Origin of the sequence: Corynebacterium sp. UBA4397 (assembly GCF_002390965.1) — a bacterium.
Taxonomy (GTDB): domain Bacteria; phylum Actinomycetota; class Actinomycetes; order Mycobacteriales; family Mycobacteriaceae; genus Corynebacterium; species Corynebacterium flavescens.
In genome coordinates this window covers 1-12,021 of the sequence record NZ_DGRD01000020.1, presented here as the reverse complement: position 1 = coordinate 12,021, position 12,021 = coordinate 1, and the positions used below count along the sequence as shown (strand labels likewise).

At 60.9% G+C, this 12,021-nt stretch carries 12 protein-coding genes; 11 read left to right on the top strand and 1 reads right to left on the bottom strand.

Annotated elements, in window-relative coordinates:
* Positions 1 to 88: 88 nt before the first annotated feature.
* Complete coding sequence (locus B2696_RS04495; RefSeq protein WP_286954192.1) at positions 89 to 568, bottom strand: helix-turn-helix transcriptional regulator; 480 nt, start codon at positions 566 to 568, stop codon at positions 89 to 91.
* A 61-nt stretch (positions 569 to 629) separates the two neighbouring features.
* On the opposite strand from B2696_RS04495, the gene B2696_RS04490 reads away from it, so the two are divergent.
* From B2696_RS04490 to B2696_RS04440, 11 genes are all read left to right on the top strand, one after another.
* Entirely contained in the window at positions 630 to 2,345 is a 1,716-nt protein-coding gene (locus tag B2696_RS04490; protein ID WP_286954191.1) for an excinuclease ABC subunit UvrA, read from the top strand.
* An 11-nt stretch (positions 2,346 to 2,356) separates the two neighbouring features.
* Positions 2,357 to 2,998 carry an ATP-binding cassette domain-containing protein gene (locus B2696_RS04485; RefSeq protein ID WP_286954190.1) on the top strand — a complete coding sequence of 214 codons (642 nt, stop codon included), beginning with the start codon at positions 2,357 to 2,359 and terminating at the stop codon, positions 2,996 to 2,998.
* Positions 2,999 to 3,086: 88 nt separating this feature from the next.
* Positions 3,087 to 3,410, top strand: coding sequence for a hypothetical protein (locus B2696_RS04480; protein WP_286954189.1), 324 nt, complete (start codon positions 3,087 to 3,089; stop codon positions 3,408 to 3,410).
* A 10-nt stretch (positions 3,411 to 3,420) separates the two neighbouring features.
* Entirely contained in the window at positions 3,421 to 4,473 is a 1,053-nt protein-coding gene (locus B2696_RS04475) for an NAD(P)H-dependent flavin oxidoreductase (protein ID WP_286954188.1), read from the top strand.
* A 24-nt stretch (positions 4,474 to 4,497) separates the two neighbouring features.
* On the top strand, positions 4,498 to 5,364 hold the full coding sequence (locus B2696_RS04470) for a sulfurtransferase (RefSeq protein WP_075730628.1): 867 nt from the start codon (positions 4,498 to 4,500) through the stop codon (positions 5,362 to 5,364).
* Positions 5,365 to 5,424: 60 nt separating this feature from the next.
* A complete protein-coding gene (locus tag B2696_RS04465) occupies positions 5,425 to 6,639 on the top strand; it encodes a hypothetical protein (protein ID WP_286954186.1) in 1,215 nt (404 codons plus the stop codon).
* A gap of 51 nt (positions 6,640 to 6,690) precedes the next feature.
* Entirely contained in the window at positions 6,691 to 7,260 is a 570-nt protein-coding gene (gene pyrE, locus B2696_RS04460; protein ID WP_276623323.1) for an orotate phosphoribosyltransferase, read from the top strand.
* Entirely contained in the window at positions 7,241 to 7,924 is a 684-nt protein-coding gene (locus B2696_RS04455) for a TrmH family RNA methyltransferase (protein WP_286954185.1), read from the top strand. The genes pyrE and B2696_RS04455 overlap by 20 nt, the downstream gene beginning before the upstream one ends.
* A gap of 92 nt (positions 7,925 to 8,016) precedes the next feature.
* Complete coding sequence (locus B2696_RS04450) at positions 8,017 to 9,195, top strand: glycoside hydrolase family 76 protein (RefSeq protein ID WP_075731335.1); 1,179 nt, start codon at positions 8,017 to 8,019, stop codon at positions 9,193 to 9,195.
* A gap of 229 nt (positions 9,196 to 9,424) precedes the next feature.
* Positions 9,425 to 10,459: a class II fructose-bisphosphate aldolase gene (gene fbaA, locus B2696_RS04445; protein WP_286954184.1), complete on the top strand. Its 1,035-nt coding sequence runs from the start codon at positions 9,425 to 9,427 to the stop codon at positions 10,457 to 10,459.
* A 161-nt stretch (positions 10,460 to 10,620) separates the two neighbouring features.
* Positions 10,621 to 11,838: an FUSC family protein gene (locus tag B2696_RS04440; protein WP_286954183.1), complete on the top strand. Its 1,218-nt coding sequence runs from the start codon at positions 10,621 to 10,623 to the stop codon at positions 11,836 to 11,838.
* The last annotated feature ends 183 nt before the right edge of the window (positions 11,839 to 12,021 follow it).

Below are 12,021 nucleotides of genomic sequence, written 5' to 3'. Positions count from 1 at the left end.
AGAACTGTATGAGGCCTCAGTTCCTCAATCTCAACCGTGGTGCGGGTACCGAAGAGTTACTGCAAAACTAGTGGTGGTGCCTGCACCTTTAGAGGCAACGATGCGACCTTCTGATAGCTCCGGTGCGGGGGTCGGGCCCGTCCGCGTTGGTGCCGGATACTTCCACAGCTGCGAGGACTTGCTCCGTTCTGCGCCGCAGCTTAGGCGGCAAAAGGCGTCGAATCTTTTCCTCGGTGCGTGCGGCGGCCGCTGCTGTGTCTCCGTTTCCTGCCTCCCCGGCCGCGCTAAGGCGAAGCCCGAGCACCGTGGCGAGGGCTTCGTCATCTTCGAGGATGAGCGGCGGCAGCGAACGGCCGGCGAGAAGTTGATAAAAGCCACTGGGGCCGCGGGTGCTGCTAACTGGGTAGCCCAACTCGCGCAGGAACTCGATGTCTCGGCGCAGTGTTCGCAGTGTACTATCGCTCGCCTCTGCCAAGGCGGATGCCGTCCAGCGGCGGCCGGTCTGTAAGAGCGAGAGCAAGCGCAGCATGCGCTTGCGCGGGGAATCCATCGCCTTGGCTCCCTCCACTACAACAACGCATCCTAATTGTGGTCATTATCTGTCCACAATACATATTAGCGTGGTGAGAATGGCGGAATTACAGGATAAAAAGGTCCAGAGGTACGCGAAGAGCGCAAAGGAAATACCGGACCAGGAACGAGCTTGCTGGATCACAGTCGAGGGCGCGCGGACCAATAACCTGCGGGGAGTCTCAGTTAAGGTACCCAAGTACCAACTGACGGTGTTCACCGGCGTCTCCGGTTCCGGGAAGTCCTCCCTGGCCTTTGGCACCATCGCGGCCGAGACGCAGCGCCTCGTTGCTGATTCCTATCCCTTGTTTGTTCGCAACCGCCTGCCATCTTCCGGGAACGCGGATGTCGAGCACATTGACGGCCTGACGTTTAGCACCGTGGTCGATCAAAAGCCTTTCACCGGAAATGCCCGTTCCACCGTCGGCACCGCCAGCGATATCGCTCCCTTGCTGCGGATGCTTTTCTCTCGCTGCGGCGAGCCCTCTGCGGGCTACTCGCCGGCATATTCCTTCAATGACGTCTCTGGTATGTGTCCTGCCTGCGAGGGATTAGGAGTGGATAACGGTATCGATGTAGCGGAATTGATAGATACCTCGCGCAGCCTTAATGACGGGGCAATCTGCTTCCCCACGTTTAGGCCCGGGACGTACCGTTGGAAGCGCATGGTCACCGCAGGGCTTTTCGATGCCGCCTTGCCCTTGGAACAGTGGTCGGCGGAAGAGCTGCGCACTTTGCTCTACGCGCGGGATATCCCGCTTAACAATCCTGATCCCGAATATCCCAAGTCGGCCTGTTTTGATGGGGTGATTCCCCGCCTGCAGGACAGCTACTTGCGCAAGAAACCCTCGCGGCTTACTCAAGACGAGCGCGCCGGGCTCGATAGGATTATTCGGCGCGCGCCCTGCCGCGAGTGCGGTGGCACTCGCTTGAATGCCGCCGCCCGGGCCAGCCTCATCGACGGGCGCTCCATCGCGGACTGGAACGCTATGTCCATCAGTGAGCTGCGTGACCTCGTGGCGGGCTTGCACAATGAGCGGGTACAGCCTCTGCTTCACGCCATCCGTGACAGGCTCGATACCCTAGTTTCTGTGGGCCTGGGCTACCTCAGCCTGGATCGCCCCTCTGGCACGCTGTCCGGCGGCGAGGCTCAGCGAGTCAAGATTCTGCGTCATCTTGGCAGCGCTTTGAGCGATGCTTGCTATATCTTCGATGAGCCCAGCGCCGGGCTGCATCCTCACGATATTCATCGCCTTTTGCGCCTGCTCACGCAGCTTCGCGACGCCCATAACACCGTTCTTCTAGTAGAGCATCACCCCGTTCTCATTGCCCATGCCGACCACGTTATTGACTTAGGCCCCGGTGCCGGATCCGCTGGTGGGCGAGTGTGTTTCGAAGGCTCGCCAGCGGAGCTCATTCGCAGCGAGACGAATACGGGACAGGCGCTGCGCCAGCCCATCATCCTCAAAGCTCAGCCACGCCCAGGGCTAAGTTCCATCAGCATTAAGAACGCTCGAACTCATAACTTGCGCGACTTAAGCGTTGAGATTCCTCTCGGCGTCCTCACCGCGGTGACCGGAGTAGCTGGTTCTGGGAAAAGCAGTCTCGCCGCCGCAGAGCTGCCACGGCAGCACCCGGAGTTTGTCGTCATCGGCCAAGAGTCGCTGCACGGCGGAATTAGGTCGACGCCGGCGACGGTGCTTGGCATTGCCGAGCCGATTCGGCGCGCCTTCGCCGCGGGTACCGGATTGCCGGAATCGTGGTTTATGGTTTAGCGCCAACGCGCGTGGCGCTTGTCCCGAGTGTAAAGGCAAGGGGCGTCATTGTCACCGACTTGCCCTTCCTCGAGGATGTGAGCAGCACCTGTGAGGCCTGCGGCGGAACCCGCTTCAACGATAAAACGCTGGCGGCCACACTCAGCGGGCACACCATCGCCGAAATCCTCGGCATGAATCTTGCGCAAGCCAGGCGCATCTTTGAGTCTTACCCTGACATCACTGACCGGCTAGCTTGGCTTGACGATGTCGGCTTGACCTATCTCGCACTAGGCCAAGGCCTCGACACCCTCTCGGGTGGGGAGAAGCAACGCTTGATGCTGGCCAAGCATCTCGCGCAGGCCGGTGAACTCAGCGATCTGCATATCGTGCTCGATGAACCTACCGCCGGGCTACACGTTCGCGATACCGACAAACTCCTGAATCTCTTTGATCGACTCGTTGATGGTGGCGCGACCGTGGTTGTCATTGAGCACAATCAACGCGTCATCGCGCACGCCGATCAAGTCATCGACATCGGGCCCGGAGCTGGAATTGAAGGCGGCAACCTTCTCTACCAAGGCCCACCGGCCGGGCTACTAGCGTGCGCTTCCTCGCTCACCGCCAAGTACCTCCGCGAGGAGGAAGAATCCTCAACGAGCTCGCTTCCCTAGACCTGTAAAGAATTACCGGCCTGAAGACCCATCGACGCTGCAGTGTTTGAAGAGAGTAAGTCTGCTCTCTTTGCGTAAGCTCCCAACTATGGAGGAGAGAAAGCTTAGTTCATTATTCTTCGGCAACGTTGTACTTGAATCTCATATTTTGGGAACAAGTCCCCGAGTGTATTCCCCTGACATGCGGTCTTATTCTTTTCGCCCGAGCCCCCACGTCACCCTTTCTGTCCCATTGGACGAACTAAAAGGGACACTTACTCCTGAGCATGCTGGCGCTCTTGCCAAGAAGGTATTCCATTCCGTAGCTGGGGAACTAGACGGGAACTACCCAGGGGGTTGTGAACATGCAGAAGAAGAATTGAAGAATTGGCTTATGAAAAGTGACGAGGTACCTGGAGGGCCACGTGCGTGAGACTAGACCTATGAATAATGCACAGGAGATCGAGAAGCTTCTGCGCCCCCTGGTGCTTGCACCGATGGCGGGGGGTCCCTCCACGCCGCGGCTTGCTGCTGCTGTTGCCGGGGCCGGTGGTCTTCCTTTCCTGGCGGCGGGGTATCTCAGCCCTGAATCTTTGCGGGCGGATATCGCAGATTTGCAGGGCTACCTGGAGAAGTCTTTCGAGTTGCCTTTTGGAGTGAATCTCTTTGTTCCAGATCCGCAGGGCTCAAGGTGCGATGTGGAGGCATATTCTGACTATCGTGCCCGGGTGTTGGAGGTCAGCGGGGTGAGCCCGGAGCTAGTGCCAGCGGAACCCATCTGGTCCGATGATGCCTTTGAGGAGAAGCTCGAGATTGTATGTGCGTCCGCGGCGAGTATCGTGTCTTTTACTTTTGCTCATCCCGCACCCGCGGTTGTTGAGCGTGTGCACGCCGCGGGCAAGCTCGTTATCTTCTACGCCACGAGTAGGCCTGGTATTGATGCCATCGTGGACTCGGGTGCGGATGTCATAGGCATTCAAGGGCCGAACGCGGGCGGACACCGCGCGACGGTGTTCGGGGTCGATGATGACTCGAATGAGTCTGTGCTTGAGCTTGTCGAATACGCCCGAGGAATCTCCCGCAAGCCGATTATCGCGGGCGGTGGCGTGAGCGGCGCAGCCGATGTGCGCAACCTGTTGCGCGCCGGGGCCACCGGCGTCCAGGTTGGGACGCTGTTCCTGAATGCACAGGAGGCAGGGACCAAAAAGACGCACCGGCGTGCACTGGAGGAGTTTGGCGGGCGTGAGACTGTTATCACCAGGGCCTTTAGTGGACGCCCGGCACGCGCGATTGAGAATAGTTTCAGCGCAGCTCTGTCGGATTCGCCCCCGGCTTTCTACCCGCAGCTGCACTTCTTGACGGCAGGTTTGCGCAAGGAAGCCAACGAGCGCGGCGATGCGGAGAACCTCAATCTGTGGGCCGGGACCGGCTTTGTGCATGCGAAAGAGGAGCCCGCAGCCGACATCGCGCGCAGGCTTCTGGCCGCGCACGATTGAGCATTCGTCTCTACTATGTAGGGCATGAGCATTTTGGTCTCCCCGCAGGAGTTGCAACAGTCCATCCACCACGGCGACCGCCTGACGCTTTTGGCTTCCCTTTGGCAGCCAGTAGAGGGCGAAAGCTACAACCAGTTTTCCTCAATGCACATCCCCACGGCGCAATACAGTGACGCCGCCCAAGCCTTCGTCGGCCTGCCTGGTTCCAAGGTAGGCCGCAACCCTTTGCCCGATCCGGACAAGCTTCAAAACTGGTTCGAAAAGTGGGGGCTGCGCAGCAACCGCCCGGTAGTGGTCTATGACGAGGGTCGAGGCGTATTCGCCGGCCGCGCCTGGTGGACCTTGCGCTGGGCCGGTGTCGAGGATGTTCGCATCCTCAACGGCGGGCTCAAGTACTGGGCACATCTTGGGTTTGAAACCCTCACTGGCCCGGGCAACCTCGTGGTCAATACGGACGCCGAGGTCCGCCCCGGTTCCATGCCCACTGCCACCCTGGAGGAGGCCCGCGAGTACAGCGAGAATGGCGGGCTCCTCATCGATACCCGCACCCGGAATCGCTTCTCCGGGCGGCGTGAGAACCTCGACCTGAAGGCCGGTCACATTCCCGGCGCGGTCAACGTCCCCGAGCGGTTCTTCCACCACGACGGGATTCGCACCTTGAAATCCCGCGAGGAGAATCTGCAGGTCTTGGCGGATGCAGGCCTTACCCCGGAAAACGTCAAGGACGCCATCATCTACTCCGGTTCCGGCAACCACTCCGCGCTGGCTTTGGCCGTCTTGGAGGATGCCGGTTTCCACGGCCTGCGCCACTTCGTGGGCGGCTGGTCGCAGTGGTCAGCTGACCCCGCAAACCCCGTTGAGCGTGGGGATCGCTTCCGCGTGGGGGAGTAATTGTCCCCAAAACGCCGTGTAGGCAGTGCATACGGGCGTCCTGCTTACTAATGTTGGGGAATGATGGCTTCTCTAATTCTTATCCTCGCGCTCATTGTCGGTGTGGCCGGCGTAGGTCTGCTCTATGTAGACACCAAGCGCCGCAAGGCAGGCGCTGAGGAAGCACTCCCTGCTCCGAGCTCGGCACCTGTGGCCGAGTCCGAGGCTGAGTTCGCGGTTAAGCCTGAAGCTGTACCGGAATCAGAGCCAGCGCTAGAGGTAGAGCCGGAGCCACATCCTGAATTAATTGAGCAACCTAAGTCCCAGGATGAGGTTCCTCCCGAGCCTTCGACAGAACCTGAATCCGAGCCCGAGCCCGAGCGCTCGCGCCCGCATCCGCACCTGCCCAGCCTGCCCGGTGCGGTGCGCCGTGAGAAGAAAAAGTGGGCAGAGCACAAGGGCTTCGAGTTCTTCAAGGAAGATAGCTACCTCGCGGAGGAATGGACGCGGGGTGCTGCCGCTAGTGGAGCTACACCGCGCGATATTGTCGTGGGCCATGCTTTTGGCCACGAGATTGTGCTGACGGATCTCGGAGGGGTGGGTGTCATGGCAGCACGCACGGGGGCTGCCTCCGATACGGTGGTGGACTTTCGGCGTGTGGAGATTGCAGAGGATTCTGGGAACTCAGGAAATGAGCCCTCTGCGGACTTGCTTCCGGTGCGCGAGTTGGCGGGCTTTGAGGTCTTTTCCACTGAGGTCGCGGTGGCGCAGCGCATGATTGATCAGCGCGTGCCCGTGGCCCTAGAGATGCTCCCCGCCGAGGTCACCGCGGTGTGGATGGAATCCGAGTGGGTGCTTGCGCAGACCACGAAGGCGGCGCGCAGCCCGCAGTGGGAGCAGATGTTGGCGCCTTTGGCCCTGCTTGGCGATGTCGCCCGCGTCCTCCCCCCGCGTTCTACCGCAGGCCACATCCTGCACGTCGATGACATGGATCCCACCCGCCTTATCCCGCCGCCGCCCGCCCCAGAGCCCACTGGCCCACGGCTGGTAGCTCCGCGCGGTGAGGAAGTATCGCAGCCGCCCATCCTGCGTCCGGAAGAGCCGCTGGAGCTGCCTAGTAGGGTGCGCAGTGATGCTCGGGGGGACATCGCCAAGCACACTGCCTTAGGCGCTGACGAGGTTGATGCCATTGCGGATGGGCGCGAGCATCCCCGGCCCGATGGATCCCGGGCGCGGCTGCCGCGCAAGCTGCCTAAGGGTTCCTCTATTTTCGGGGATGGCCGGCCGGAAGAATAGAATGCTATAAGGCAACGGTTTAGGACAATCACTTTCAAGGAGCGCATCACCATGAGTCTGGAACAGGGCAAGCAAGACCCGCAGGATCTGCAAGACAAGGCCCGGCTCGCGGAGCTGGTCAAGGAACTCGCCGTGGTTTATGGCAAGGTCACCTTGTCCTCCGGCAAGGAGGCGGACTACTACGTGGACCTGCGTCGCGCCACCTTGCAGCATGAGGCTTCGCGCCTTATCGGGCGCCTTTTGCGCAAGCTCACCGCCGATTGGGATTATGTCAGCGTTGGCGGACTGACCTTGGGCGCTGACCCGGTGGCAACCTCCGTCATGCATGCTGACGGGCGCCCTATCGATGCCTTTGTGGTGCGCAAAGAGGCCAAGAAGCACGGCATGCAGCGCCGTATCGAGGGCCCCAACGTGGTGGGTCAGAAGGTGCTGGTGGTCGAAGATACAACCACCACCGGCAATTCCCCGCTGACCGCGGTGGCTGCGTTGCGTGAGGCAGGCGCTGAGGTCGTGGGAGTGGCCACCGTGGTGGATCGTGCCACCGGCGCGGCTGATGTCATCGCGGCCGAGGGTCTGGAATACCGCTACCTGTTGGGGCTGGATGATCTTGGACTCGCCTAGGCAATCTGCCGGCGAACCGGATCCTGGCAAGGGCCCTACGGAGTGGAATGAGGGCAGGCACGGCGTCGGCCCTTGGGAGGGGCCGTGGCCGGATGACGAGCGCTTGGATCCGGAACTGCTCGAGCACGGCGATCATCGCAACGTGGTGGATGCCTACCGTTACTGGAAGCGCGAGGCTGTCACCCAGGACATCGACAAGCGCAGGCACCCGCTGCACATCGCCATCGAGAACTTCGAGAACGATTCCAACATTGGAACCGTGGTGCGCACGGCGAATGCCTTCGCCGTCGATACCGTCCACATCGTGGGCAGGCGGAGGTGGAATCGGCGCGGCGCGATGGTTACGGACCGCTATCAGCACCTGCGCCACCACGACACCGTGGCCGAGCTCATCGAGTGGGCGCAGGAGGAAGGGCTGACGGTGGTGGCGATTGACAATACCCCTGGAAGTGTTCCCCTGGAGACGGCGCAGCTGCCTAAGCGCTGCCTCTTGCTTTTTGGCCAGGAGGGCCCAGGCGTGACGCAGCAGGCGCAGGATGCGGCGCGAATGACCTGTTCAATTGCGCAATTTGGTTCGACGCGTTCCATCAATGCCGGGGTGGCCGCGGGCATTGCCATGCATGCGTGGATACGCCAGCATGCGGATCTTTCTCGTGCGTGGTGAATCCGCCTGCGGGCCTGATTACTATCCCTATAGGATATAGAAAAGATTCGCCGGGAAGAGTGATAATGACCTTGCAAAGTGGGGGAAGCACAGTGGAAGAAAAATGGGCACACCGCGCTGACCTTGCAGAGACGGCGATCAATGATCGCCACGCACGCGCGCTGTGGTCCCTGCCGCGTACCAACTTGGCAGTGGTGAGCTGGCCGCCCACGGGCAAGGAGAAGATCTTCGTGCACTGGCACTACTGGTGGCAGGCGCATTACCTGGATTGCCAGATTGATGCGGCGCTGCGCAACAACACCAAGCTGCGGCGACAGCGCATCAATGACACGGTTCGCGGTATCCGCATACGCAACTTGGGCAAGCTGAGCAATAATCGCTATTACGACGATAAGGCCTGGCTGGCTCTGGCGCTGGGCCGCATCAGGGGGCTGAAAAAGATCGCCCCGCCGAAGCGGCTGGCCTCGCTTGAGCGCAATATCTCCGAGGGCCGGGACGCGCAGCTGGGCGTGCTGCCCTGGCGCGAGGGCGAGACCTTCTTCAACGTGCCCTCCAACGGTCCCGGTGCCATCATGCTGGCGCGGGAGGGCAAGATTTCCCAGGCAAGGCACATCGTGGACTGGATCTATGATCACCTCCTCGATGATGAGGGCTTCATCATGGACGGCGTGCGCATGCGTATGAACGGCCCCGAGTTGGTCAAGAACATTCATCCCTATTGCCAGGGCGTGGTGCTCGGTGCCTGCCTGGAGATCGCGCTGGCCCTGCGGGAATCTGCAGGTCTGGGAGATCTCGAACGCATTGATACCGTCCAAGCCGCGGAGATGGCTACGGATACCATGCGCTACATCACCAATATCCGGGGTTTGGTACAGGCCATCGCCTCGGGCATGGCTACTCCTGCCGGGGTCATCAACTGGCCCACCGGGGACGGGGATGGTGGCTTGTTCAAGGGCATCCTCGTGCGCTACTTGGCGGATGTCGCGGTGCGCCTTCCCGCGGATTCGCCGGCGAACCGTGCCACGCGCAAGCTCGCCGCGCGGATGGTGGTGGCATCGGCGGAGTCGGTATGGGCCCACCGCCTTGAGGTGGATGGCCTGCCCATCTTCGGCTCGGATTGGACCACGGATGCCCGCCTGCCGCATAACTATGGCTTCGGGCCCACCACCATCGGGGAGAAGGTCGGCATCATCCGCGTTGCCGAGCGGGACCTCTCAGTGCAGCTTTCGGGCTGGATGTTGCTGGAGGCCTGTGCCCGCGTGGTCAAATAGGGTGCACCCGCGGTACTGCAGCAGCCTTGTCCGAGTGTGTTTGTTTCTGTCTGTATTTGTGGGATTAGACACGCCCTTTTTCAGCGCCACCCGCGCTACCGGCGCATATGGTTTCCGGCGAGTTTGTGAATAATCAAGTTCACAAAAATTGCCCGGCATGTTTGGCATAACACGGGCATACTGGGGACTTGGAAGCTTTTCCGCGCTACTCGCAAAGGACTTAAATCTCATGCCAATTGCAACCCCTGAGGTCTATAACCACATGCTCGATACCGCCAAGAAGGGCGGCTTCGCATTCCCAGCCATTAACTGTACTTCCTCCGAAACCATCAACGCCGCGCTGCGCGGTTTCGCCGAGGCCGAGTCCGATGGAATTATCCAGTTCTCCACCGGTGGCGCTGAGTTCGGCTCCGGTCTCTCGGTCAAGAACAAGGTTTATGGCGCCCAGGCGCTCGCGGCCTTCGCCTACGAGGCAGCTAAGCACTACGGCATCAACGTGGCCCTGCACACCGACCACTGCCAGAAGGAAGTTCTGGATGAGTACGTGCGCCCGCTGATCGCCATCTCCCAGGAGCGCGTTGACCGCGGCGAGCTCCCGCTGTTTCAGTCCCACATGTGGGACGGCTCGGCCATCCCGATCGACGAGAACCTCGTCATTGCCCAGGAGCTTTTGGAAAAGGCACATAACGCCAACATCATCCTCGAGGTCGAAATCGGCGTCGTCGGCGGCGAAGAGGACGGCGTTGAGGCCAAGCACGGCGCTAACCTCTATACCTCTGCTGAGGACTTTGAGAAGACCATCGATGCCCTGGGCACCGGCGAGAAGGGCCGCTACCTGCTGGCCGCCACCTTCGGCAACGTCCACGGCGTGTACAAGCCAGGCAACGTGCAGCTGCGCCCCGAGGTCCTCGATGAAGGCCAGAAGGTTGCCGCCAAGAAGTTGGGCCTCGAGCCCGGCTCCGAGCCCTTCGACTTTGTCTTCCACGGTGGCTCCGGCTCCGAGAAGGAAAAGATCGAGCAGGCTCTGCAGTACGGCGTGGTCAAGATGAACGTTGACACCGACACCCAGTACGCATTTACCAACCCCATCGCCCGCCACATGTTTGTTAACTATGACGGCGTGCTGAAGATTGACGGCGAGGTGGGCAACAAGAAGGCCTACGATCCTCGCTCCTACATGAAGAAGGCCGAGCAGTCCATGGCTGACCGCGTGGTCGAGGCCTGCAACGACCTGCACTCCGTGGGCAAGACCGTATCCAAGTAGAACTCGCCCTCCCGCGCAGCTTCATAGCCGTGCTGTCATGTCATCGAGACGTGGCGGTGCGGCTATCATTGTTTCTAAAAGCAGATACGGGAGGCTTCCGCGATTCAAAGGAAGTCCTTAAGCCAGCCAGTTTCCATTGAGGGCACCAGAAAAACATGAGCATGACTGATAAACCGCAGAGAATATCCACGCGCGAGCGCCTGCGAGTAGTAGATCAATCAGTCATGGCCCGGGTTAACCGGCTGCGTTCGCGCTCGGTTTATATCATCCAGGCCACCGTGGGTGCCGGCCTTGCTTACTGGGTGGCCCACGTGCTCTTTGGCCACTCCCAGCCCTTCTTTGCGCCCATCTCCGCGGTCATCATCCTGGGGCTCTCCGGCGGCGACCGCATGAAGAAGGCCCTGGAGATGTCTATCGGTGGCATCATCGGCGTCGCGGTGGGGGACATCCTCTTCGAGTTCGTGGGCCAAGGCCCCTTCCAAATCACGCTCATTGTGCTCGCGGGGCTCATCGTCGGCTCTTTCATCACCAAATCCCCGCTGGTTGCCAATCAGATTGTCTTTGGCTCCATCCTCATCGCCACCATCTTCCCGCCCACTGAGGGCATGGGTGGCTTGGACCGCGCGGTCGATGCCATGATCGGCTCGGCCATTGGAATTGTCACCATCGCCCTTATCCCCAATTCCCCCCTGAGCCAGGCGCGCAGGGAGATCTGCAAAGTCTTAGGCATGGCCTCCAGCGTGCTTTCCGACGTCTCCTATGGCCTCAGGAACGACGACCCCGAACTCATCGAGGACGCCCGGGATGCCGTGCGCGGGACCCAGAGCAACATCAACAGCATGCTCGATGCGGCGAAGTCCGGACGCGAGGCCGCCGAGGTCTCGCCCATCATGTGGGCCTCCAGGCGCAATATCCGCTCCCTAGAGCGCATCCTCGAACCCGTGGATAATGCGGTGCGCGGGGTAAGAGTGCTCTCGCGCCGCGCGATGGTCTTAAGCGAGGACCACGACGAAGTATCGAAGGCTCAGCTCGAGCTCATCGATTCCCTCTCGGACATCCTCCAAGAGCTCTCCGAGCTCTATAACCACAAGAACAAGGCCGACGTGGCGCACGAGATCCCCGAGATAGTGTCCAAGCTGCGCAAAGTCGGCGCGCGTGCCTCCATGGGAGTAGTCGAGGAACAAAGCCTCTCCGCCTACGCGATTTTGGCGCAGACGCGCTCCATCGTGGTGGACCTGCTCATGGTCTGCGGCATGTCGCGCGAGTCCGCCGTGGCCAGCCTCGTGCCAACTTCTGCGCACCCGGCCTTCCCCTCCGAGGTGTGGAGGCAACAAGAAGAACGCGAGGAGCGCTCCGAGCGCGAGTCGGGCGAAGGATAGAGACCTAACTTGCCCGATCATTCAGGATAGGCCGGGTGGCCGTGCTAGCGCACGGGGTAATTCTGGCTAGGCGGCCCGGCTGTGGATAACCGGGGTGGTGCGGGTGGGTTATCCACAGTTTCCTTACTGGGTGCGGGTTGGGGATTGTCGCGGCGGTGGGTGGTGGCTTAGCGTGGCGGTCAT